25 protein-coding genes are annotated in these 24,511 nt (G+C 39.3%); 9 read left to right on the top strand and 16 right to left on the bottom strand.

Features of this window, described 5'->3' with window-relative positions; all coding sequences use genetic code 11:
- Positions 1 to 9 precede the first annotated feature (9 nt).
- Positions 10 to 555, bottom strand: a complete 546-nt coding sequence (locus tag BM107_RS19915) for a DUF1599 domain-containing protein (protein WP_090986783.1) — start codon at positions 553 to 555, stop codon at positions 10 to 12.
- 99 nt (positions 556 to 654) lie between these two features.
- Here BM107_RS19915 and folP point away from each other — a divergent pair, with 99 nt between their 5' ends.
- Both folP and cdaA read left to right on the top strand, forming a co-directional pair.
- A complete protein-coding gene (folP, locus tag BM107_RS19920; RefSeq protein ID WP_090986606.1) occupies positions 655 to 1,515 on the top strand; it encodes a dihydropteroate synthase in 861 nt (286 codons plus the stop codon).
- A 116-nt stretch (positions 1,516 to 1,631) separates the two neighbouring features.
- The gene (cdaA, locus tag BM107_RS19925) at positions 1,632 to 2,423 is read left to right on the top strand and encodes a diadenylate cyclase CdaA (RefSeq protein WP_090986607.1); all 792 of its coding nucleotides are present in this window, start codon (positions 1,632 to 1,634) and stop codon (positions 2,421 to 2,423) included.
- 384 nt (positions 2,424 to 2,807) lie between these two features.
- On the opposite strand, the gene BM107_RS19930 is transcribed toward cdaA, so the two are convergent.
- From BM107_RS19930 to recJ, 8 genes are all read right to left on the bottom strand, one after another.
- A complete protein-coding gene (locus tag BM107_RS19930; protein WP_025145566.1) occupies positions 2,808 to 3,218 on the bottom strand; it encodes a BrxA/BrxB family bacilliredoxin in 411 nt (136 codons plus the stop codon).
- Between the two features lie 97 nt (positions 3,219 to 3,315).
- Entirely contained in the window at positions 3,316 to 3,795 is a 480-nt protein-coding gene (locus BM107_RS24960) for a CCC motif membrane protein (RefSeq protein WP_208864428.1), read from the bottom strand.
- Positions 3,796 to 3,801: 6 nt separating this feature from the next.
- The gene (locus tag BM107_RS25365) at positions 3,802 to 4,122 is read right to left on the bottom strand and encodes a DUF2752 domain-containing protein (protein ID WP_090986609.1); all 321 of its coding nucleotides are present in this window, start codon (positions 4,120 to 4,122) and stop codon (positions 3,802 to 3,804) included.
- Positions 4,106 to 4,534 carry a YkvA family protein gene (locus tag BM107_RS19945; protein WP_090986611.1) on the bottom strand — a complete coding sequence of 143 codons (429 nt, stop codon included), beginning with the start codon at positions 4,532 to 4,534 and terminating at the stop codon, positions 4,106 to 4,108. Before BM107_RS19945 ends, BM107_RS25365 begins: the two co-directional genes overlap by 17 nt.
- A 78-nt stretch (positions 4,535 to 4,612) precedes the next feature.
- Positions 4,613 to 5,023, bottom strand: a complete 411-nt coding sequence (locus BM107_RS19950) for a hypothetical protein (protein WP_090986613.1) — start codon at positions 5,021 to 5,023, stop codon at positions 4,613 to 4,615.
- Positions 5,024 to 5,313: 290 nt separating this feature from the next.
- Positions 5,314 to 6,831: a GH3 auxin-responsive promoter family protein gene (locus BM107_RS19955; RefSeq protein ID WP_090986615.1), complete on the bottom strand. Its 1,518-nt coding sequence runs from the start codon at positions 6,829 to 6,831 to the stop codon at positions 5,314 to 5,316.
- 165 nt (positions 6,832 to 6,996) lie between these two features.
- Positions 6,997 to 7,737 (bottom strand): LPS export ABC transporter ATP-binding protein, encoded by a 741-nt coding sequence (gene lptB / locus BM107_RS19960; protein WP_090986617.1) that lies wholly within the window; start codon positions 7,735 to 7,737, stop codon positions 6,997 to 6,999.
- 47 nt (positions 7,738 to 7,784) lie between these two features.
- Positions 7,785 to 9,485, bottom strand: coding sequence for a single-stranded-DNA-specific exonuclease RecJ (gene recJ / locus BM107_RS19965; protein WP_090986619.1), 1,701 nt, complete (start codon positions 9,483 to 9,485; stop codon positions 7,785 to 7,787).
- Positions 9,486 to 9,721: 236 nt separating this feature from the next.
- On the opposite strand from recJ, the gene BM107_RS19970 reads away from it, so the two are divergent.
- Positions 9,722 to 10,489 (top strand): MBL fold metallo-hydrolase, encoded by a 768-nt coding sequence (locus BM107_RS19970; RefSeq protein WP_208864429.1) that lies wholly within the window; start codon positions 9,722 to 9,724, stop codon positions 10,487 to 10,489.
- A 539-nt stretch (positions 10,490 to 11,028) separates the two neighbouring features.
- Here the strand turns inward: BM107_RS19970 and BM107_RS19975 are convergent.
- Both BM107_RS19975 and gcvP read right to left on the bottom strand, forming a co-directional pair.
- Entirely contained in the window at positions 11,029 to 11,613 is a 585-nt protein-coding gene (locus BM107_RS19975) for a YceI family protein (RefSeq protein ID WP_090986623.1), read from the bottom strand.
- Positions 11,614 to 12,247: 634 nt separating this feature from the next.
- Positions 12,248 to 15,124, bottom strand: coding sequence for an aminomethyl-transferring glycine dehydrogenase (gcvP, locus tag BM107_RS19980; RefSeq protein ID WP_090986625.1), 2,877 nt, complete (start codon positions 15,122 to 15,124; stop codon positions 12,248 to 12,250).
- Between the two features lie 461 nt (positions 15,125 to 15,585).
- Here gcvP and BM107_RS19985 point away from each other — a divergent pair, with 461 nt between their 5' ends.
- From BM107_RS19985 to BM107_RS19995, 3 genes are read left to right on the top strand one after another with little or no spacing between them, the layout of a single operon-like run.
- Positions 15,586 to 15,924: a PadR family transcriptional regulator gene (locus BM107_RS19985; RefSeq protein ID WP_090986627.1), complete on the top strand. Its 339-nt coding sequence runs from the start codon at positions 15,586 to 15,588 to the stop codon at positions 15,922 to 15,924.
- Entirely contained in the window at positions 15,921 to 16,511 is a 591-nt protein-coding gene (locus BM107_RS19990) for an HAAS signaling domain-containing protein (protein ID WP_090986629.1), read from the top strand. The genes BM107_RS19985 and BM107_RS19990 overlap by 4 nt, the downstream gene beginning before the upstream one ends.
- A gap of 4 nt (positions 16,512 to 16,515) precedes the next feature.
- Positions 16,516 to 17,838 carry a serine hydrolase domain-containing protein gene (locus BM107_RS19995; RefSeq protein ID WP_090986631.1) on the top strand — a complete coding sequence of 441 codons (1,323 nt, stop codon included), beginning with the start codon at positions 16,516 to 16,518 and terminating at the stop codon, positions 17,836 to 17,838.
- Between the two features lie 49 nt (positions 17,839 to 17,887).
- On the opposite strand, the gene BM107_RS20000 is transcribed toward BM107_RS19995, so the two are convergent.
- From BM107_RS20000 to BM107_RS20010, 3 genes are all read right to left on the bottom strand, one after another.
- Entirely contained in the window at positions 17,888 to 18,451 is a 564-nt protein-coding gene (locus tag BM107_RS20000) for a hypothetical protein (RefSeq protein WP_090986633.1), read from the bottom strand.
- A gap of 213 nt (positions 18,452 to 18,664) precedes the next feature.
- Positions 18,665 to 19,555, bottom strand: a complete 891-nt coding sequence (locus tag BM107_RS20005) for an EamA family transporter (RefSeq protein WP_208864430.1) — start codon at positions 19,553 to 19,555, stop codon at positions 18,665 to 18,667.
- A gap of 126 nt (positions 19,556 to 19,681) precedes the next feature.
- The gene (locus tag BM107_RS20010) at positions 19,682 to 20,398 is read right to left on the bottom strand and encodes a pyridoxine 5'-phosphate synthase (protein WP_090986637.1); all 717 of its coding nucleotides are present in this window, start codon (positions 20,396 to 20,398) and stop codon (positions 19,682 to 19,684) included.
- Positions 20,399 to 20,481: 83 nt separating this feature from the next.
- On the opposite strand from BM107_RS20010, the gene BM107_RS20015 reads away from it, so the two are divergent.
- Entirely contained in the window at positions 20,482 to 22,122 is a 1,641-nt protein-coding gene (locus tag BM107_RS20015) for an ArnT family glycosyltransferase (RefSeq protein WP_090986639.1), read from the top strand.
- Between the two features lies 1 nt (position 22,123).
- Positions 22,124 to 22,504, top strand: a complete 381-nt coding sequence (locus BM107_RS20020) for a GtrA family protein (protein WP_090986641.1) — start codon at positions 22,124 to 22,126, stop codon at positions 22,502 to 22,504.
- A gap of 130 nt (positions 22,505 to 22,634) precedes the next feature.
- Here BM107_RS20020 and BM107_RS25230 read toward each other — a convergent pair whose 3' ends face one another.
- On the bottom strand, positions 22,635 to 22,757 hold the full coding sequence (locus BM107_RS25230; protein ID WP_262987388.1) for a hypothetical protein: 123 nt from the start codon (positions 22,755 to 22,757) through the stop codon (positions 22,635 to 22,637).
- A gap of 60 nt (positions 22,758 to 22,817) precedes the next feature.
- Here BM107_RS25230 and BM107_RS20025 point away from each other — a divergent pair, with 60 nt between their 5' ends.
- Positions 22,818 to 23,798 (top strand): polysaccharide deacetylase family protein, encoded by a 981-nt coding sequence (locus BM107_RS20025; RefSeq protein WP_090986642.1) that lies wholly within the window; start codon positions 22,818 to 22,820, stop codon positions 23,796 to 23,798.
- 126 nt (positions 23,799 to 23,924) lie between these two features.
- Here the strand turns inward: BM107_RS20025 and BM107_RS20030 are convergent, their stop codons facing one another.
- Complete coding sequence (locus BM107_RS20030; RefSeq protein ID WP_090986644.1) at positions 23,925 to 24,260, bottom strand: DUF6370 family protein; 336 nt, start codon at positions 24,258 to 24,260, stop codon at positions 23,925 to 23,927.
- Between the last annotated feature and the right edge of the window lie 251 nt (positions 24,261 to 24,511).

Below are 24,511 nucleotides of genomic sequence, written 5' to 3' on the forward strand. Positions count from 1 at the left end.
GCTATTTTGCTATTTTACGCCGAGTTTGATCAGTGCAAAAACAGAATAGTTTAACATATCCTGATAATTCGCATTAACACCTTCTGAAGCCAGCGTTTGTCCTTCGTTATCTTCGATCTGTTTAACCCTAAAAATTTTCATTAAAATCAGATCGGTTAACGAACTAATGCGCATATCTCGCCAGGCCTCTCCATAATCGTGATTCTTGGCAAACATCAAATCTTTGGTTTCCGTTACCTTATCGTCAAACCTTTTTTCAACTTCTTCAAAAGGCATTTCATTCGGGTCGCTTTCCGTTAATTCGAGTTGCATCATGGCAATCACGCAATAGTTTACAATCCCGATGTATTCAGATATCACACCCTCTCCCACCTTACTTACTTTTTTTTCTTCCAGCGTACGGATGCGCTGCGCTTTGATAAAAATCTGATCAGTTATTGAACTTGGTCTCAAAATCCGCCATGCAGTTCCGTAATCTTTAGTTTTTTTTAAAAATAATGATCTGCAAAACGCAATCACTTCGTCAAATTCTGTAGAGGTATTTGTTTGTGCCAAAGCCAATAATTATTTAGTTTTTAGTGTATTTTTGTCGTGAAAAAACAAAAGCTAAAGATACATTTTTAAAGCGAAACCCAAATCCCGAAAGGGTTTATTATGGCAGAAAAAAACTTTTTTGAGCCCAAACAAAGCTTAAATATAAAAGGCAGACTTATCGACTTAAGCACGCCAAAAGTAATGGGAATTTTAAATATCACTCCTGATTCCTTTTATCACAACAGCCGTACAAAAACGATTGATGAAGCTTTGAGTAAAGCAGCACAATTTTTAAGTGAAGGGGCTACATTTATTGATGTTGGTGGTTACTCATCAAGGCCAGGCGCTCAGGATATCTCTACCAGTGAAGAAACAGACCGTTTGGTACCTGTGGTAGAAAGTTTGGTAAAAGCATTTCCGGAAGCGATTATTTCCATTGATACTTTCAGGGCAAAGGTTGCCCGGGAAACCATTGAAGCTGGTGCACATATCATTAACGACATTGCAGCCGGAAATCTGGACGAGCAGATGTTCGAAACAGTAGCCAGGATGCAGGTGCCATACATCATGATGCACATGAAGGGTACACCACAAAATATGCAGCAAAATCCGGTTTATAATAATGTATTGCTCGAAGTGATCGATGATCTGGCAAAAAAAGTTGCTGCACTTAAAGCACTGCACATCCATGATGTGATTATTGACCCGGGTTTTGGCTTTGGGAAAACCACTGAACATAATTATGAACTGCTCAAACAAATGGAAGCGTTTAAAATCTTCAAACTTCCTGTTTTAGTGGGTTTCTCGAGAAAGGGAATGGTCTATAAAACACTTGGCATTACAGCACCAGAGGCTTTAAACGGCACTTCAGTACTTAACACCATTGCGCTACAAAAAGGTGCGGGTATTTTAAGGGTACACGATGTGAAAGAAGCGGTAGAGTGTGTGCGGTTGGTGGAGCGGTTAGCGCATGGCGGTTAGCGAACAGCGTCTTTTATACATCTATAATATTTCATCAGCAATTAACCGATTAACCAGTTTAAACAGTTAACCTATCCTGCTTGTAAACTGGAATCCGTTTTGCTATCTTGCCACTAATGAAAGGTTTTGATTTTGATTTCCTTAAAGTATCACCAACTGATATCGTTGATATCATTTTGGTGGCTTTATTAATTTACTATGTTTATACCCTGATCCGAAACACTTTAGCTGTTAACCTTCTGGTTGGGATGTTTATTATCACCGTTTTTTACTGGATAGTAAAGGCCCTGCACATGGAATTACTGACTGCCATTATAGACAGATTTATGAGTGTGGGGATTATTGCCCTTATTGTAATTTTCCACCCTGAAATCAGGCGTTTTCTTTTGCTGATCGGGAAAAATGCCTTTTTACAAAAAAACAAAGCCTGGTGGGGTTATTTATTTGGCCGGAAAGAAATTGAAAGAAACAATTTAACCCGTATAAAGCCTATTATCGATGCTTGTAAAAGCATGAAGAAAACGCGTACAGGAGCCTTAATCGTATTTGTTAAATTTTATGATGAACAGTTTTTTGCCAATAGCTGCGAATTTGTTGATTCCAAAATATCAAAACGTTTACTGGAAAGCATTTTCCAGAAAAACAGTCCGCTGCACGACGGCGCCGTAGTAATCTCTGAAAACAGAATTAAAAGCGCGAGTTGCATTTTGCCTTTAACAGATAATGACCAGTTGCCCCCTCAATTCGGCTTAAGGCACCGGGCAGGTATCGGCGTTTCTGAAACCACTGATGCGGTGGCCGTAATTATATCTGAAGAAACAGGAGAAATATCTTATGCCAAACAAGGCCGTGTAAGAATGAATGTTTCTTTCGGCGAACTGGAGAAATTGCTTAACAAAGATTTTTAAAGCACAAATTTTCACATTACTGTCATTCTGAACGCAGTGAAGAATCTTTAATCCTCTAGCCTTTCCGACTCTTCTCTAGTCTTAGCATCTCGCTAAGACCTGTTATTTATTTAATGTTATGGGGTTAAAGGAACAACCTAATTAAAGTCTTAGCGAGACGCTAAGACCAGCTGTGGGACGCTGAGACCAGAGAGGGGATTTTTGCTGAAATAAATCCGATAGCTGTCGCATCAGCATGACGATCAAGTAGAAGTCTCGTAAATAAAAAATAATCATTTCATCAATCCATTTAAACGCAAAATGGTGAATGTTGCCATTCACCATTTCATTATAATTTAAATCAGCTAATTACCGGTGTAATCCAATAATCTGTGCAATCATTTATTAGCAATATTGTTCAAAAGCACCGATCAGGTTGTCAGCAATCATTTGTGCTGGTCTGCCCTCAATCTGGTGGCGCTCGATCATATGTACCAATTTACCATCTTTAAACAAAGCCATTGCCGGAGAAGATGGAGGAAAAGGCATCATGTAATTTCTAGCCTGATCTACTGCTTCTTTTTCCATACCTGCAAAAACGGTAACCAATTTATCAGGATGTTTTTCGTGTGCTGCCGCTGCGCGGGCTGCCGGACGTGCGTTTGCTGCTGCACAACCACAAACAGAATTTACAACCACCAATACAGTTCCTTCGCCTTTAATCGCCTGATCTACGTCTGCTGCATTTTTTAACTCTTGAAAACCAACGTTGGTTAATTCCTTACGCATTGGCTCTACTAAATATTCTGGATACATTATCTTAGTTTTTTATTTACAATATCAATAGTACAAAAATAAGAAAATCGAATGGCATGCACCATCCGATTTATATTTTTAAGGTAAAATTAATAACCTATTTCATTCCTTTGATAAAATTATCAAACATTTGAGGGTTGGTAATCGCTCCCGCTATAATCAATATAAAGATCACAATAAATAATGCACTTAAAATAGTCGCAATCATTCCGCAGATCTTGCCTGCTTTTGCATTTTTATATGATGACTCGGTATATAAACCCGGATTAAGCTGATATTTTTTCATATCACCAGCACCTAATATCCAGGCTATTACACCAAATACTAACCCAAATATGCCGTAAAAACAACATGCGGGGATAGCTATAATACCCAATACAAGTGCAGCTGTAGCATTTGGCAAATTCTGCTGACCAAAACCTCCACCTCCAAACTGGCCAAATGGTGGTGGCTGTTGAAAAGGCGGCGGGGTTACCGGCCCGTTCCCCAGGGGCTGAAATGGTGCAGGTTCTGACTGTTGACCTTTAGAAAGATCAATAGGTTTATTTTCTTGAGGGGTTTCCTGTTCTTCTGACATAGATATTTAGATCAATTGGTGAGTGTATATTTTGTAAATGTAATTGATTAAAATAATTACTGCAACCCCTGCAAAAACGATTTTGATCAGCTGCGCCCCAAATTTAAAGTCTAATTTTAAGTGAATCAGAGTAAATAATACCAGAAAAATAAGCGGGATTGTTGCAGGATAAAACTTAAATGATGCGGATAAATCACCTTTAAACAAAGCCAAAACGGAGCGCTGCAGGCCACAGCCAGGACAGTCAATACCGAAATGAGTTTTAAACGGACAACTAAAAAGATGTTCGCCCAACCATTCTAAAAAGGTTTTATGCGGTCGAGCCATTTATGTCAATTATTTTTCCCTGGCCATCTTTCCAGGCTTTATATCTTTCCAAATCTTTAAGTACCTGTCTGTACACCAGATTTAGAACGTATATGTCATCAATGAATCCCAGAACAGGCACAAAATCAGGAATTACATCAATTGGGGATAGGAAATAAATCAGTCCTCCTAAAATGGCAATGATCGATCTTTTAGGGATTTCAGTATAATCACCATTCACATAATCTTTAGATACCGCAAAAAGCAGAACCAGTTTAGTCCAAACACCTTCTAAATCTCCCTTATTGGTAACCGCCTTACCTAAAGCATCTTTGATGGTATTGCTGGCTTTGGTTTTATCACTTAAAATCACTGAGGCTTTGCTTTGCGATTTCTTAAAAAAACCTAATATTTTTTCCCTGTTTAACTTCATGGTTTAGCATATTACAAATTAACGGCCAAAAGCATCATAGTTGTGTTCCGCATATCTGGTACAACGGCCTGATACTTTTCATCTTGTTTTATTAAAGCGCTTCAATAACTTTTTGTCAAAAGCGATGGCTATCAGTTTATCATTTAGTACATCCTCCTCGTAAAGCTGTTGCTTTTTTGGATCAAATACAAACCTGGCTAGAATAGGCATTCTATCTGCATAACTTTCGTGGAGGTTAAAATTATAGGTTTTGGAGTATCCCTGCGATGGGTCAGTTTTAGGATTGGGGCTGCTCTCAAGCATAACACCATAAGAGGTACCACCATTTTTAACAATCCTTTCGTAGAGTCCTTTGGTAAGCTGTTTACAACGAGGAGAAGTTTCAACAATTTTATAGGCAATTTGTGCTTTGTAGCTTTCTTTTACCTGGGCTTTTGATTGGTATATTGATGATCCTAAAATAAAGAAAAAAAGTATGATATTTTTCATGATGGAGTGAAGTTATTTATAGCCGGCACACTAAGGAATAATTTATTTTATAAAACCAATATTATTGAGAGCAACATCTAATTGAAATAAACCTCTCCGGGGATCGTCATTGCTGAGAAGACTTTTTCAGCCGACGAAGCAATCTTTATAGCAAGGATCATCAGCATGAAAGATTGCTTCGTCGTTCCTCTTCGTAAGGACGACTTTTTTTAGGGTGTCTGTCAATAATAATATGCTGCGACACCGCTAAATGTGTTTCTACAGTTCTCACTGACATGTCTAAATAAAAATTAAGCTGATTTCATCATCTCCAAAATATCATCTACATACTTACGCTCATTGGCTAACCGGGGCACTTTATGCTGCCCGCCCAATTTATCTTTCGCCTTTAACCAGTTGTAAAAAGTGTGAGCAGGTGCATTATGTACTTTAGGACGGGCCAGCGCCATATCTTTAAAACGTTTGGCATCGTAATCTGAGTTTACCTCGCGCAGGGTTTGGTCCATCACATCCACAAATTTTTCAAAATCATCAGGCTGCTTATCAAATTCTATGATCCATTCGTGTCCGCCCGCCTTTTCATCCTTAAAATAAATCGGCCCTGCGGTATAATCTTTTATTTCAGCGCCTGTTTGCTGGCAGGCTTTAGTTAAGGCCTGCTCCGCATTATCGATGATCACCTCTTCGCCAAAGGCATTAATAAAATGTTTTGTACGCCCGGTAATTTTTATGCGGTAAGGAGAAAGGGAGGTAAACTGAATGGTGTCGCCGATCATGTATCGCCATAAACCACCGTTTGTAGAAATAACTATCGCGTAATTTTTATGCAGCTCTACCTCTCCTAGCAACAGCGCCTTAGGATTTTCTTCTCCTATATTTTCCATCGGCACAAATTCATAGAAAATCCCATAATCAAGCATCAGCAACATTTCTTCTGAATGATCCTGATCCTGGATGCCGAAAAATCCTTCTGATGCGTTATAAGTTTCGAGATAATACATTTCAGCGGAAGGAATCAACTGTTTAAACTGTTCGCGATAAGGTGCAAAATTTACTGCCCCGTGGATATACAATTCAAGGTTAGGCCAAACTTCCAATAAATTTTGCTTTCCGGTAAGTTCGAGTACTTTTTTAGCCAACACGATGGTCCAGGTGGGTACACCAGAAATACTGGTAACGTTTTCACTGACGGTGGCTTCTGCCATTCTATCCATCTTAATTTCGTAATTGTCCATCAAAGCGATAGACATATCGGGTGTGCGGTAATATTCGGCCCAGATAGGAAGGTTTTTAATCAGTACAGCAGATAAATCACCATAAAAACAATCTTCGTTTAACTGGTTAACCTGATGGCTCCCACCCAAAACCAAACCTTTTCCGGTAAACATCTGGTTATCGGGACGGTTATTACAATAGATAGAAAGCATATCCTTTCCCCCTTTAAAGTGGCATTCTTCCAATGACTCCTCAGAGACTGGGATAAACTTACTTCTGTCGCTGGTGGTACCCGATGATTTTGCAAACCATTTAATATCAGACGGCCAAAGGATGTTCTGTTCGCCATTAAGCATACGCTCAATGTAAGGTTTTAGGGTATCGTAGTTCTGAATGGGAACGCGCTGCTGGTATTGTTGCGGCGTTAAAATTGATTTATAATCGTACAATTTACCCCACTCGGTATTTTCTGCACTATCAATCAGACTGTGAAACCATTCTTCCTGAACATCGTGCGGATATTTCATAAAAAGCTCGATCTGGTGGATCCGCTTTTTCATTAACCAGGTAAAAATTGAATTTACAATTGCCATTTTTAAATGCTAAAACTAACGGGTGCCTTGCCGCCACAGACTTTCACACCAGCCCTTTGGTTAAATGGGAATATACAGAGATTTTTATACACAATAAATTTAGTAGCTTTTGGTTTAACCTTGCGAATAGGCAACATGCCAGGTTGAATTTTGTTTGTAACTATTTTAAATATCAAATTTCTTACGTTTCAATACAAAATTTGATCCCAAATATACTTTTCTCACCATTTCATTCTCAGCAAGCACTTCCGGAACGCCTTGTTCCAGGATTTTTCCCTCAAAAAGTAGATATGCCCTATCGGTAATGGATAGTGTTTCCTGTACGTTGTGGTCGGTGATTAAAATCCCTATATTTTTATGCTTCAGTTTAGCCACAATACTTTGAATTTCCTCTACCGCAATAGGATCTACCCCGGCAAAAGGTTCATCTAACAATATAAAATTAGGATTTGCAGCTAAAGCCCGGGCAATTTCGGTACGGCGACGCTCGCCTCCGGATAATAAATCACCACGGTTTTTACGTACTTTATGTAAACTAAATTCATTGATCAGCTCTTCGAGTTTATCACGCTGTTCTTCCTTAGTTAAATTGCTCATTTCCAAAATGGCCAGAATGTTATCTTCTACGGTAAGTTTTCTAAAAACTGATGCTTCCTGTGCCAGATAGCCGATTCCTTTTTGCGCCCTGCGGTACATCGGATCTTCGGTAATATCTTCTTCTTCTAAAAAGATACGCCCCTCATTCGGTTTAATTAAACCAACGATCATGTAAAAAGAAGTTGTTTTCCCTGCCCCGTTCGGACCTAAAAGCCCCACAATTTCCCCTTGGCTTACGTTAAAGGAAACGTTGTTTACAACAGTACGCTGTTTATATTTTTTAACCAGATTTTCGGCTTTTAGTATCATACTTATTAGCTAAACCTTACAGGTTTTAAAAACCTTTAAGGTTTCAATTAATTAACTTTTATTCCTTTAATATTTAACTGTAAGCGTTTCTTATCCCGCCATACGTTCTCTTCTAATGTATAACAAACGGAAAACGGCACCCTGGGTTGCAAAAGATTTTGAAATTCTGCCAATCCAAATGCAATGCCCTCAAAAATAGGCGAATTTTGTTGCTTTATGTTAATTTTTAAATGATTTTGACCAACTGCCATGGCATGCTGTGCAAGATATACGTTATGAGTAACAAATATTGGTGCCATATTTTCCGGCCCGAAAGGGCCCATCTGCGATAAAACCCGGAAGAATTTACCGTCGATTTGTGCCAGTTCAATTTCGGCATCAATCCTGATCATGGGTGTCAGCAACTCTTCTGTAATACTCGCCGATACAATTTCTTCAAATTTATCGGCAAAAGCATTTACATTTTGCTCCTGCATGGTTAAGCCTGCAGCAAATTTATGTCCGCCATACTGATCTAATAAATGTGCACAACCGCTTAAAGCTTCATACAAATCAAAACCTACTACCGATCGGCACGAGCCAGCTACATGTCCGTTAGACTTAGTGAGTACAATTGTCGGGCGGTAATATTTTTCTGTCAGGCGCGAAGCTACTATCCCAATGACCCCCTTGTGCCAGTTTTCGTTAAACACCACGGTGGTTTTTCTATTGATGAGGATTTCACTTTCCCCAATTAAAGCCAAAGCCTCGCGGGTAATGTCCTGATCATAGGTTTTGCGTTCGGTATTTTTAAGGTTGATGAGTTCACTTTGTTCCAGGGAATTGCTATCTACTTGGCAAAGCAGCATGGCAACGGCATGTTTCGCATGATCGATTCTTCCGGCAGCATTAATCCGCGGACCTAATGTAAAAACCACATCGGTAATGGTGTAATTTTCTGTTTTGCCCGAAACCTCCATCAAAGCCCGTAAACCTTCGCAAGGATTAGCGTTCAATTTTTTCAGTCCGTAATAAGCTAAAATTCGGTTCTCGCCTACTACAGGTACAATATCTGCTGCAATACTTACCATCACCAGATCTAAATATTGCAGATAGGTTTCTTTTGGAAGCTGATGTTTTTGTGCATAAGCCTGCGCCAGTTTAAAACCAATTCCGCAGCCGGCCAATTCTTTAAAAGGATATGCGCAGTCTGAACGTTTAGGGTCCAAAACGGCTATGGCCTGTGGAAGTTCATCTCCGGGTAAATGGTGATCGCAGATAATGAAATCGATCCCCAGGTTATTGGCATAATCAATTTTATCGATCGATTTTATGCCACAGTCTAATGCAATAATAAGGGAGAACCCATTTTCATTGGCATAGTCAATTCCGGCAGTAGAAATGCCATAACCTTCCAGATAACGATCTGGGATATAATATTCTATATTTTTAGTGAGCTTTGAAAAGAAACTATAAGCGAGTGCAACCGAAGTGGTGCCATCCACATCATAATCCCCATAAATCAATATCTTTTCGTGGCTGGCCAGTGCGGTTTCGATACGGGCAATAGCCACATCCATATCCTTCATTAAAAAAGGATCATGAAGGTGATTAAGATCTGGTCTGAAGAAACTTTTCGCCTGATCAAAATCACAGATATTCCGCTGCACAAGAATCTGTGCCAATGAACGGTCTATGTTAAGTTGTTCTGCTACTTTTGCTACTGTATCATCATCACAATCTGATGCCAGCACCCATCTTTTTTCCATTTTATACTGTCTCCGAACAGTAAATATACATTTTAATTGGATACGATGGCGCTAAACTTGAGTGCGCTGCCCTACAAAGCATTTAAATACAAAAAGTTAGATTTAACTTCAAACAGTAAAGATTGTTTAATCATGTCATGCTGAAAAGCCCTATCGAAATTGATTAGACCTGCCCTTATGATAAATACTAATGTTTAGATTGTTACCTTTGTACACACATTTAAAAGATTTATATTTTGCAAGTTCACACCCTATTCGAAGGAACCTATTCTGTTGACGCATCAAAGAAATTTGTGCCTTTCGATTCCGCTATACACAGCTTTAAAGACAGACCTGCTTCATTATTTATCAATGTTCAGCCTTTTTTGGTTGAACTGAAAAACGACCTCGTACTTTTCGATACAGGTTTAGGTTTTAGTGATGACCATGGCGAACTGATTTTACACAAAAATATCCGCAATGCAGGTTTCGATCCAACTGATGTGACCAAAGTTTTAATGTCGCACTTACATTACGACCATTCTGGCGGGATGATCCACAAACAAAGCAATGATAAAATAGAACTGAGTTTTCCTGATGCTGAATATGTAATTAACCGGGGCGAATGGGAAACGGCTTTCAGCAGCACTTCGTCATCTTACCATACCGATATTTTCGATTTCGTGCAACGTAATGCACAATTGAAATTTGTGGAGGGGGATGGCGCTTTGGATGAAACTATTGCATACGAATTTACCGGTGCCCACTGTCCGAACCACCAGGTTTTTCTTTTAACAGAAGGCAATCAAAAAGTATTTTTTGGCGGTGATGTTTTACCTGAACCAGAAGAACTGGTTAAAAATTTTATCGCCAAATACGATTTCGACGGTCGCAAGGCAATGGAATTACGGAAAGAGTTTGGTAAAAGAGCAGCTGAAGAGAATTGGGAGTGTTTGTTCTATCATGGCAAAAGTGCAGCAACTGGTTTTGTGGATGTTATTGAAGGTGGGTTTCGGATAAGATAGGTTTAGGGCTTAGGGCTTAGGGTTTAGGGCTTAGGGTTTAGGGTTTAGGGTTTAGGGTTTAGGGTTTAGGGTTTAGGGAAAACAGATCCTGAAGTGATTAGTATAATTTAAGTTTAAAAAATCAATTTATTTTATTTCGGTACGCACTTACATCGTTTCGTCATCTCGACCGGAGCAGCGCGAAGTGGAGAGATCTTTGGACTTTGCAGCACCTTGCCGCCTGGTTTCTTGCATTATCCTGAGTTTTTAAAGTCTCTATTTTTTACCGCAAAGCACGCAAAGAAGGAAGCGCAAAGCGCGCAGAGTTGCTTTTTACCACAAAGGGCCACGGAGAAGGCACAAAGTAAACAGAGTTGGGTGCAATATTTAGTATTATTGATAAACTCTGCGCTTCTCTGTGAAAAACTCGGCTTCCTCTGTGTAAAAACTCTATGCGCTCGGTGGTTAGTCTTCGACTCCGCTCAGACTGACATCACTAAGCAGTTAAACGAAAAAAGCCCCAACTTTCGTCGAGGCCTTCCTTTTTCCGAGACCGGAAATTATTTTTTAGCTACCAATTTAACAGACAATTCGAAGTTATCGTCAATTGCTTTGTCGCCAATGCTATCAAAGAATGATTTTGAACCATATTTGATGTCATATTTAGTTCTGTCTACAATGATTTTACCCGCTAAAGCTGAAGCTGTACCATCTGCATTAACCGTTACAGTTGCAGGGAAGCTTAATGGTTTAGTGATACCTTTGATGGTTAAATTACCGGTTACGGTTACGTTAGCACCTGAACCTGCAACTTTAGTAATAACGAAAGTTGAAGTTGGGAATTTAGTTGTACCAAAGAAATCATCTGCCTTTAAGTGACCTTCTAATTTAGCACTACCATCAGCATCTTTAATTGAAGTCATATCGATTACAAAAGTACCACCTGTTACGCTTTTACCATTAACTGCTAATGTACCTGACTGTAAAGCCACTGTTCCGTTGTGAGAACCGGTTACTTTTTTACCAATCCAGGTAATGGTTGATTTTGCTGCATCTACAGTATAAGTTACTGGTTTAATAGTTGTAAAAGCTGATAAAGAAACAACTGCAACTAACAAAAAAATTGAAGAGATTTTTAATTTCATTTTCTGGTTTTTTAAAATTTGATACAAATATAGATGAACAACCCATCTCTCGTTGTTGACCTATGTTAAGTTTTTTCAATAATAATCGTATTATTTAAATCATGCTATTGACTCCGGTTATCTTTAAGGGTTTAATCGATCAAGAAAAAGTGGAAATGGACGATCCAGGCCACCACCATTCATGCTAAACCTGACAGCAGCGAAAATCCTTTTTGTTGGCACTTATCGTGAAAGATTGCTTCGTCGTTCCTTCTCGCAATGACGACAAAGAAGAGCAAACACCACAAAAAGATTGAAGCGAATGGCAGGGCTGCAGCCGCCGATGGAAAACCGACATTCATTTCCAAAAAAATGCTTTGTATCTTACATTGATATATTCATAAGAAAAATCGTCATCTCGACTGAAACGCAGTGGAATGGAGAGATCTATTGGAGATAGATTTAGCTTCGCTGAGCCTTCGGGTTCTCAACTTCGCTGCGCTCCGCTCGAAAGGACGATATCGCGATAGAAAATCTCTTCTTAACTTAAACAAAGTTCAGCATTACAATTAAAAAAGGTTTAAAATTTTCTGCTGTATGCTTTACGCACCCCGCAAAAAACCTTAAACCCTCTATCTTCCCGCCTTCTACCTCACTAAGGAACTATCTCTTCCAAATAACTCTCCACTGGAGGGCATGCACAGATCAAAGATCTATCGCCATGACTATCGTTAACCCGGCCGACCGATGGCCAGAACTTGCGTTCTAACACATAAGGAAGCGGGAATGCAGCAGTTTGACGGCTATAAGCATGCTCCCAATTGTCAGCAGTAATTACTGAAACGGTGTGAGGCGCATTTTTTAGTGGGTTATCCGTCTTATCGAAAGTTAAATTCTCTACCTGATCTATTTCATTTTTAATGGCGATCAATGCATCACAGAAACGATCTAACTCATGTTTAGGTTCCGATTCTGTAGGCTCAACCATTAAAGTACCCGCAACCGGGAACGAAACCGTTGGTGCGTGGAAACCATAATCCATTAAACGTTTTGCAATGTCAGTTACTTCAATTCCAAAAGTTTTGAATGAACGGCAATCTAAAATCATCTCATGTGCGCAACGGCCCTGAGCGCCTGAATAAAGTACCGGATAGTGCTGCTCTAAACGTGCTTTCATGTAGTTCGCATTTAAAATGGCATATTTGGTAGCATTCGTTAAACCTTCAGCACCCATCATCGCAATATAGGCGTGAGAAATGATCAGGATAGAAGCCGAACCCCATGGAGCAGACGAAACTGCAGAAATAGATTTCCCTTTGTCGATATCAACCACAGCATGCCCCGGAAGATAAGGAACCAGGTGTTTAGCCACACCGATTGGGCCCATACCAGGACCACCACCACCGTGAGGGATACAGAAAGTTTTATGCAGGTTTAAGTGGCAAACATCGGCACCAATATTGGCCGGACTTGTTAAACCCACCTGTGCATTCATATTCGCACCATCCATATAAACCTGTCCGCCGTTAGCGTGGATCGTTTCACAGATTTCGATTATGCTTTCTTCAAATACGCCGTGAGTAGATGGATAAGTTACCATTAAACACGATAAGTTGTCTTTATGTAATTCTGCCTTAGCTTTTAAATCTTCAACATCGATGTTACCGTTTTCTAAAGATTTAACCACTACAATTTTCATATCGGCCATTGCAGCAGAAGCAGGGTTTGTTCCATGTGCCGAAGCCGGAATTAACGCCACGTTACGGTGGAAATCGCCCCTATCGTGGTGGTAAGCTCGGATAACCATCAAACCTGCATACTCACCCTGAGCACCAGCATTTGGCTGTAAGCTCATGGCCGCAAAACCGGTAATTTCGCTTAACCACTTATCCAGTTCGTTAAAAACAGAATAATAGCCCAATACCTGATCGGCCGGGGCAAATGGGTGGATGCGACCGAAGTGAGACCAGGTAACCGGAATCATCTCTGCCGTAGCATTTAATTTCATGGTACAGCTACCCAAAGCGATCATCGAGTGGCAAAGCGATAAATCTTTTGCTTCCAACGATTTGATATAACGCAACATTTCGTGTTCCGAGTGGTGCGAGTTAAAAATCGGGTGTGTTAAATAAGCAGAAGTACGTTGCAGAGGGGCTGGAATAACCGTTTCTACATTCTCGACAACCTCTACCTGATCTCCAGCAATGCCTTTTGCTCTTGCAAAGATTTTAGCAATTAAAGTAATGTCTTGAAAAGTAGTGGTTTCATCAACCGAAATGGTCACCGTATTACCCACATAATTTAAGTTGATTTCGTTATCTAAACAATAAGCATGGATACCACCTTTTAAATCGCCCAAATCGAAACGAATGGTATCGAAATAAGCTGAATTTAGTTGCTCATAGCCTAAATTTTTAAGGGTTGATGCCAAACTGATGGCTAAACCGTGTGTGCGCTCAGCAATGGCTTTTAATCCTTTCGGACCATGGTAAGCGGCATAGAAACCGGCCATGATAGCCAACAATGCCTGTGCGGTACAAATGTTTGAAGTAGCTTTATCTCTACGGATGTGCTGCTCGCGCGTTTGCAAGGCCATACGTAAAGCATAATCGCCATGGCTATCGATGGTTACACCGATAATACGACCAGGGATATTACGTTTGTATTCTTCTTTAGTGGCAAAAAATGCAGCGTGCGGTCCACCAAAACCCATTGGTATACCTAAACGCTGTGTAGTACCTACAACTACATCAGCACCCCACTCGCCCGGAGGCGTTAATAAGGTTAAGCTTAAGATATCGGCAACCACGGTTAATTTAATATTTTGACTGTGTAAAGCTGATGCGAAAGCTTCATAATTGAAAACTTCGCCATTTCCTGCCGGGTACTGAACAATTGCACCAAAAAATTCTCCGCTAGCAGTAAAATCTAAATGGCTTCCGATAACCAGCTCAATACCATAAGGATTGGCACGTGTTTTTAAAATATCGATGGTTTGAGGGAAAAGTAATTCAGAAACGAAAAACTTTTTAGCTGCCTGGTTTTTGCGTAAGCTGTATTGCATAAACATAGCCTCAGCCGCAGCTGTACCTTCATCCAGTAAAGATGCATTGGCAATTTCCATTCCGGTTAAATCGATAACCATGGTTTGGAAATTTAATAAAGCCTGTAAACGGCCCTGTGCAATTTCTGCCTGATATGGCGTGTATTGTGTGTACCATCCCGGGTTTTCGAATACGTTACGTAAAATAACACCAGGCGTAATGGTATCGTAATAACCCTGACCGATAAAGCTTTTGAAAACTTTATTCAACAATGAAGTTTGTTTTAAAGCACCAAGATATTCAGTTTCTGATTTCGCTGCAGGCAAGTTTAACGGTTGCTTTAACCTGATTGCCGTCGGAACAGTCTGTTCAATCAGCTCGTCGATAGAATTTACGCCAACAGTTTGCAACATTTCGGCTGTATCAGCCTCATTAGGAGCAATATGACGATTTTGAAAATCTTCCTTGTAGTGGATATTTAAGCTCATGCGGTATGAATAATAAATTTGCGTGCAAAGGTAGCAAAAATGAAGCTGTATTTCACTATCAATCAGTGTAAAAAAGGCGTCTTATTTACACTCAAAAGCGACAAAACAGATAGATTTTATGAGTAAAAAGCCTGACAAACGCTTGTCTAGTTTTAGGCTGTTTTCTTGATTATTTGGAAAGCAGTGGCTGCGCTAAAATTTAAGTCTGTTCCCGCCATTCGCTACAATCTTTTTGCTACTTTTTCGCACCGAGGTACAAAGCATCTGCAGCAAAAAGGATTTCCACTGCTGTCGGGTTTAGACACAATGGAAACTGCAACAAACCAAGGTTTGAAGAACTAAACTTTTGAATCAAATCCTAACAAAAAAACATCAAACTCATTATCAGCAATTTACGCGAAAAATTTAATCAAAACAGCATATACATTGTTATACTATGTATTTTGTTATACCTTTGATCTATGAACGAAGATTTTATTCATAAATGGATATCGCAGGTTAAAAAGGGAACCTTATCCTTTATTGTGCTCAATGTTTTGAAAAGTGGCAAAGCTTATTACGGCTATGATCTGATCAATGAGATAAAAAAGATTACGGAGATCGAAATTGCCGAAGGAACGCTGTACCCGCTGATGAACCGGCTTAAAGATGAAAAATTGATCCTATCAGAATGGGTGGAGCAAGAATCGGGTATCCCCAGAAAATATTACAGCATTACGCCGGAGGGGAAAAACACGGTAACCAAAATGGAAGAATACTGGCACAACCTAAACCACTCTATCTCAAAAATTACGAAATGAAATTAAAAGAAATACCATTTAACGATCAATCGGCTGAGCGGATTTACAAAGATTATCTGTACAGAATAAAAAAAGAGGTTAGAGGCCTCAATCAGCAAAATCAGGATGAAATATTGATGGAGCTGAACAGTCATATTTATGAAAACCTGCAAGAACATCCAACCGGAAACGAAGTAGAAAAACTACTTAATATCCTGGAAAAATTAGGAAGACCCGAGGAAATACTCAAACCATTGGTGGCTGACAAAAAATTGGCAGAAGCCACTAAAACATTTAACCCTATACATGTTTTTAAAGCTTTATTGCTCAATTTAACCAACGGCATATCTTACATCATATTTTTTGTACTGTACCTGTTTCTGTCTGGTTTTGTGTTTTTGATTGGTGCTAAACTATGGAATCCATCACAGGTAGGCTTTTTCTATAAACCAGGTGAAGTTTTCATACTCGGCCTTTCAAAAGGCCTGGCAAATCCTGTCGATGAACTTCTAGGTAACTGGTTTATTCCCACAATGGTTGTTTCGGCTATTGCACTTTATCTCATCATCACCCTACTTCTTAAATTAAAAAGAACAATTAACAAATAAGATCATGATTAAAAAATTAACACTCTTTACCTTTCTGACAATTCTGGTCCATTTCAGCTTTTCACAATCATTTGATAAGATTAAGCTGGATGCCTACTTCGACACGCTTGCCAAATACAATAAGTTTATGGGGAGTGTAACTGTTGCTCAAAATGGGCATGTGATTTATAACCGCACATTGGGTTTCGCAAACCTTAAAGAACAGCAAAAAGCAAATGAAAACACCAAATACAGGATCGGATCAATTTCTAAAACCTTTACCGCCGCTTTAATATTTAAAGCTATCGACGAAAAGAAAATCAGCCTTGATCAAACGATCCAGAAATTTTTCCCTGACATTAAAAATGCCGATAAAATCACCATTGCGAATTTGCTTTACCACAGAAGTGGAATACATGATTTTACAGATGACAAAGAGGAATACTTGAAATGGCACACACAACCCAAGACCGAAAAAGAAATGCTTGCCATAATGAGTAAGGGCGGGATTGATTTTGAGCCGGACACTCAATCTGATTACAGCAATTCGAACTACTTACTGCTATCTTATATTCTTGAAAAAACGTTTAAAATGCCTTATGCCCAAATATTGGACAAGTACATCGTTAAACCCCTCGCCCTGACCAACACTTTTTTAGGCAAAAAGATCAATTCTAAAAATAACGAAGCCAGCTCGTACCATTTTGAAGGGAATTGGAAATTAGCCGATGAAACTGATATTTCGATTCCACTCGGTGCCGGAGGGATTGTTTCAACCCCGATTGATCTGGTAAAATTCAGCACAGCCTTATTTGAAGGAAAAGTGATTTCTCAAAATAGTTTAGCTCAGATGAAAACCGTTAACGGCAAATACGGCATGGGTATTTTGGCTATTCCGTTTTACGATAAAGCAGGTTTTGGTCATTCGGGCAGTATAGATGGTTTCAGCGCTACATTTTCTTATTTCAGAGATGGAAATATAGCTTATGCTCTAACGGGTAATGGTGCAAATTTCAACAATAATTCCATTTCACTGGCCGTATTAAGTGCTGTTTTTAATAAGGAATATCAAATTCCTGATTTTAAAACAGCTGAGCAAAGCACTACAGACTTAAATAAACATTTAGGCACCTATGCATCAACGGCAATCCCGATAAAAATCACCATTACGAAAGACAATACAACTTTAATCGCGCAGGCCACAGGCCAACCTGCAATAAGATTAAGCTCCAAAGGTAACCATGAGTTTATATTCGAAGATGCAGGCATCATCCTGTCCTTCAACCCCACAGAAAGCCAAATGATACTGAAACAGGGCGGAAAAGAATTTAAGTTTACAAAAGAATAGATAGATTACCCCATCAATAGGCAGGTTAGTTTAACGCGGACTAACCTGCTTATTTCTGCACTTTCCATCCTTCATCTTTACTTAACTTTAATTTATAGGTTTTGGTAATAAAGTTGCTGTTTTTGTTTGCATCCTTATCAAAAAGTTCGAAATCAGTAGTGGTCATTTTAAGTGATACGGTCACCTTTGCTGTGCTGGAGTTTACCTGCGCAAAATCAACCGGTTTTTCGTCTGATAAAACATATTCTACCACTTTTACCGTTGCCCTGTCGCGATCCTGTTTCAACACCAGTGGACTCGCTTTATCGGTTAAGGTAATCTGGTAAACAAAACTGCTGTCTTTAGAAAGAAATTTCTTTTTGGCTTCTTTTAAGCTTAAGGTAACCAAACCTTTGCTGGCCAAAGATTTATATTTCCCCAGTTCGAACATATCGTTCGTACTGTTAAATTTCATCTCACCAAATTTAAACCTGGTGGTTTTATATTCTGGATTAGCTTTTAAATAATTTGTAATCACTTCAGCAGCCTCATCCTGGTTGATGGTGGTTTTGGTTTTGCACCCAGCTATGCCGATAATGATCAGGGATAAGATATAAATGGTTATTTTTTTCATATGTAAATGCTATATGCTTTTTAAAGGTATTTATTTTTTTGTAATACAACTAATATAAACCACAGAGCACACCAAGTGCTCACAGAGAGAACAGAGCTCATCAAGCAATCTATATATAAATAAACATTCAAAGTTTGTTTTTTGTTAACTATCCTGGCCTTAGCTTTGTGTCCTCTGTGCCTAACTCCATGTTCTTTGTGGCAAAAAATAAAATTACTTCTTTTTCAGATAAATCAGGTTTGGTAAAACCATTGCCGATAGAATGACCACAACACCAACCCATCTTAAAAACGAAACCTGTTCTTGCAATACAAAACCGGCCATCATCACAGCGACCGGTAATTCTGCAGCGCTCAAAATAGAACTAATAGCAGTGCCAATTCGTGGCACTCCTTCGGCGTAAAAGAGCGGTGGAATCACGGTACCGAAAACAGAGATAATCAATCCCCATTTCAGTAAACTTCCGCCCAAAGCGCCATTAAACAAAAATGCAGGAGGAAAGATGATGAAAATCAAAATACAGGCACCAGTAATCATCAGCGCACTTTTCTTTAGCGGCACATATTCATTTCCGATCCTACCACTCAACAACAAAAAGCCGGCATAACATAATGCAGCCAGTAAACCGAAACCAATCCCTTTTAAATTCATGCTACCTATACTGGTTTCTGCCATTCCACTGGCCAAAACTGTACCTGCCAGAACAAAAAAAATAGCAACCAATTGCAAACCAGCGGGTTTCTTTTTAAAAATGAGGTATTCCATTAAAATACTCATCCAGATGAACTGCATCAATAAAATAATGGCCACCGAATTGGGCACCAGCTTTACACATTGATAGTAAAAAATACTAACCATACCCGTACAGGTTCCTGCAATGACCATTTGCCACCAGGGTGTTTTAGCGGGCACAGCCTTAGCTTTATAGGCTGTGGTTCTACTTTGGAAGAAAAATAATACCCATAAAATTACCGCGCCAAAAAAAGCCTGAGCGCCGGTAACATCACCCAAAGTATAACCTTCATGATAAGCCAGTTTAACAAAAGTAGACAGGATGCCGAAACTACAGGCACCAAAAAAAACAAGGAGAATTCCTTTAAGCATAAATTCCAATATTTAACCGCAAAGGACGCCAGGGTTTCGCAAAGCAGCGCAAAAATTAATTAAATCTATGCTCCCGGCTTCGCGTTTCTTTGCGGCCTTTTTCTTTGCAGTCTTAGCGGTTAAAAACTAAACCAGTTGTTGTAAATATTTCTGAATGGTCGTTTCTAAACCTAAATAAAGCGCATCACTAATTAAGGCATGCCCAATTGATACTTCTAATAAGCCTGGGATGCTTTGTGCGAAATAATGCAGGTTGTGCAGATCCAGGTCGTGGCCGGCATTAATGCCTAAGCCTAATTTATTGGCATGATGTGCTGCAGCAATGTAACTCACTACTGCCTTTTCGCGATCTGCAAAATAGTTATGTGCATAGGCTTCGGTATATAATTCGATCCGATCTGTTCCGGTTTCAGCTGCCACTTCAACCATTTCTACCACCGGATCAACAAAAATCGAAACGCGGATACCCTCCTTCTGAAAAACCGAAACCATTTCTTTCAGGTAATCTCTATTTTTGATGGTATCCCAGCCATGATTGGAAGTGATCTGTCCTTCGGCATCTGGTACCAGGGTAACCTGGGCTGGTTTGTTGGCCAAAACCAGGTCGACAAATTTATCTTCCTTACAATTTCCTTCAATGTTAAACTCGGTCGCAATAACCGCCTTTAGATCGTAAACATCCTGGTAACGGATGTGGCGTTCATCAGGGCGCGGGTGTACCGTAATTCCCTGCGCACCGAAACGTTCGCAGTCTAACGCAACCTTTACCAAATCAGGATTATTGCCTCCGCGACTGTTGCGGAGTGTAGCAATTTTATTGATGTTAACCGATAACTTTGTCATAACGCAAAGATAAGGCTTTGCCCCTGTTAATCTTAAACCTTAAAAAAATTTGACTTTTTTTTGCTCATATTTGCTTCCTGTAAATGAACTTAAAAGAGACCACGTTATATAAAACTTTAATCGCTTTGGTTGCACTGGTCAGTGTGCCAGCACTTTTTGGCGGTATAATGGAACCAGATTCTGCACTTTATGCCTCCATAGCCAAAAACATGGTGCAGCGCAACGATTTGGTGAATATTTATGTCCGTGGTGCAGATTGGTTAGACAAACCACATTTAACTTTTTGGCTGGCCGCTGCTTCATTTAAAGCTTTTGGAATCACAGCCTTTGCCTATAAACTTCCTTCTTTCTTATTTGGACTATTAGGCGCATGGTACCTTTATAAACTGGCAAAAGACATTTACAATGAAAAAACAGGATTAATCAGTGCGTTGATTTTTTTAAGTTCGCTGCACATCCTCATTTCTACTTTCGATGTTCGTGCTGAGGTTTATATCACCACATTTACTTTAGCAGCCATTTATCATTATTATAAAGCTCATCAGGGTTCTTTCTGGCATATTGTTGCAGGCTCTTTTTTCGCTGCATGCGCCATCATGATTAAAGGCATATTTGTACTCATCCCCGTTTTTGGTGGCTTTATCATTTACTGGTTGCTCACCAAGCAATGGAAACAGTTGCTAAAGCTCAAATGGTGGATTGCCATTACATTGATTTTTATTTTTATTATCCCGGAATTATATACTTTATATATACAGTTCGACTTGCACCCCGAAAAGGTAGTATTTGGAAAAACCGGCGTATCTGGTTTGAAGTTTTTCTTTTGGGACAGCCAGTTCGGTCGCTTCTTTAACAACGGCCCTATAAAAGGTAAAGGCGATATTTCCTTCTTTTTGCATACCACGCTGTGGGCTTTTTTACCTTGGTCGATTTTGTTTTACACCGCCGTGGTTAACCTTTTTAAAAAGAAAAATAGAATAATGTTACCTGCAGCAAGCATCATGATCTGGACGAGTGCAGCCATTACCTTTTTATTGTTTTCTCTTTCGAAATTCCAGTTGCCGCATTACATCCTGATTATTTTGCCACAATTCGCCATCATTACGGCTTTATATATACAGAAATTGGAAGGCAAAAGCTTGAAAGTATTTTTTACCGTCCAAAATACACTGGCAGTTTTAATTGTTTTGATTTTATCTACCGTTGCAATCTTTTTCAGGTTTACAAATCATTATATAGCGATTGTTGTTTTAGTTATTTTATTGGCAGTTTCGTTTTCAATCTTCAAAGGATTAAAAACCGAAAACCTACTGGCCAGAAGTGCTATGATTTCTGTTGGCTTGATGATTTTTCTATCGGTATTTTTCTATCCGTCGGTGCTGAAATATGAATCGGGCATGGAAGCGGGAAACTGGTTAAAAGAAAATTACCCTAAAGCCAAAGCTGCTGTTTTAATGTATCCTGACGCTTATTCATTCGATTTTTATTCCAGTGGGGAACCGAAATACTTTTGGAGTTATGAGGAACTGGATAAATCAAAAGATATAAAAGACCTCGTGATTTACGCGCCAGAATCGGAACTGGCAAAACTGAAAAATGAATATGGCGCCCAAGTGCTAAAATCGTTCGATTACTATCACATCACCAAGCTCAGCCTAAAATTTATCAATGCGCAAACGCGTTCTCAGCTATTAGAACATTTTTACCTGGTTAAATTGCATTAAAATGGATTTATTCTTTCGCATTATAAAATTTGGATTGACCGGCCTGCTCGGAATGGCGATCGACTTTGGAGCAACCTGGCTGTGTAAAGAAAAAATCAAAATCAACAAATACATTGCTAATGCCATCGGTTTTACTTTAGCCGTAACCAATAATTACCTGATTAACCGGATATGGACATTCCAGAGTACCAACAGCCACTGGGGAACTGAATTCACTAAGTTCTTAATAGTGAGTTTAATCGGCCTAGGTTTAAATACCTTTATCATCTATCTTTTCCACCAACGGAAAAACGGAACCAATTTTTATGTGGCGAAATTTTTCGCGATTGTAATTGTATTTGTCTGGAATTTTTTGGCCAATATGTTGTTTACATTTAAGTAGTTGTTAGAATATTTACCAGAAAGATCATGAAACAAATCGGATAGCAATTGGATCGGGATCACGGTCGGATAAAGATTTTACACCACTGGCACGAACCAATGAACGAATGGCCAGCGACCTAATGAACTACCTAACTCACATTTTTGCCGATAAAGTAGAATACAACAAGCCATATTAATCCTTTAATCAGGAAGAATAAAAAACCAACCAGCCCTACCCGCTTAAACCATAATTTTAATTTTTCTTTGTTCATGGCGACGTTTGTAAAGATAATGGATTTGGCTTAAATTAGAAAGATTTTAAATAAGGAAATATGAAGTTATCTAAACCCGCGTTGCTCAGCCTTTTTTGTATCTGCTTTTTCTGCACTGAAATCTTTGCCCAAAATTTTGAAGATATTAAACGCTATAAAGTAAATTTTGCCCTGGCAACGCATGACAATGAGCGGTTGATTGCGCTTAGAAGCTTTTCTGCAAATAACCAAAAATACTTACTGCTGGTAAACCCTGAAACTTTAGATACCAAAGTAGATCTGGCCAGTAATTACAGCACCAGAGGTCTGCAATATTCCAACGTACTTGCCATTTTTAAAAACACAGCTTATATCAAATCAATTGAAGCCGCAGCAGCCAGAGATTTGCAACTTCAGAATGCCGGCATCGATCATGCCATTCCAAAGGAAAAGGGCATCACACTAACCATAGATCTTTGTCCTTCGCATAAGGCTTTAGACAGGATTATTTTTCAATCTGTTTTCGATGAATTTAAAAAAACAGAACAGCCTGCGCCATTAGCGATTTCTGTTTCAGGCAAATGGATGTTAAAACACCAGGATGATTTGAATTGGTTAAAAAGTTTAGTAAAGAATAAGGAACTGGATATTACCTGGGTCAATCATACCTACAATCACGAGGTAAATAAATTGCCATTGGCTGAGAATTTCCTGTTGGCACCTGGAACCAACCTAGATGTAGAGGTATTGGAAAACGAAAAACTCATGTTAAAAAATGGGCTAACCCCTTCAGTATTTTTCCGCTTTCCTGGACTGGTATCTGATCAAAAAATTGTTGAAAGAATCGAAGCTTATGGATTAATACCTGTTGGAAGCGATGCCTGGTTAGCCAAAGGACAACAACCTAACGCCGGCAGCATTGTACTGATCCATGGCAATGGCAATGAAGAAATTGGAGTGAAAGATTTTATCCAGTTGCTAAAAACGAAACAGGCTGATGTAAAGAATAAACAGTGGTTGCTTTTCGATTTAAGGCAGGGTTTGGAGAAAGAATTTGAATAATCTATCACGTTTTTTAACCGCAGAGAACACAGAGAAAAAGTCACAAAGAACACAAAGCCAGGTGCAGATCTTTTGAATCAACCTTGGCGCATCTTTGCGGAAAACTTTGCGTTCTTTGCGGTAAAGCTACTTCTTAATTGTCAATAACTTTATTTCCTTGGCTTTAAAGCGGTTGCTTACAATCTCGCCAGTCACTTCTGCTTTATTTACGGCATTGCAGAAACCATGTTCACCATGGGCGTCACCAAAATCATCAATTCCTTTTCCATCCACAAAATAAGGTTTGCCATCAATTTTAACCGCCAGTTCACAGTCTTTACCTTTCATTTTAAACTGACATTCGCCACAGGCAATATCAACCACCTGTTTAGTAATTACTTTTGCTGTTTTTTGAGGACTGGTTTGCGCATTCGCAGCAACTGAAAATACACCAAGTATCAGCGCAAATATTAACTTTTTCATCGCTATTATTTTTTCAAATGTAAGTTTTCAGTAGCAAAAGAATCACAGCCCGCTGTAAAATAAACCTGATAGAACGGAAAGACCGAAGTGAAGCATGAGTGAGGACTTGAAGGGATAGCAGGACTATTGCCTCCGAAGAGCATTGAACGTACGTTTTCAAAAAACTACAGGGATACCCCGCCTTACAGGCACCCCTCTGGGAGAGGGAAATAAAAAAGGGACATGCAAATCTGCACATCCCTATATATTAT

The organism is Pedobacter suwonensis (genome assembly GCF_900111825.1).
Lineage (GTDB): Bacteria > Bacteroidota > Bacteroidia > Sphingobacteriales > Sphingobacteriaceae > Pedobacter > Pedobacter suwonensis.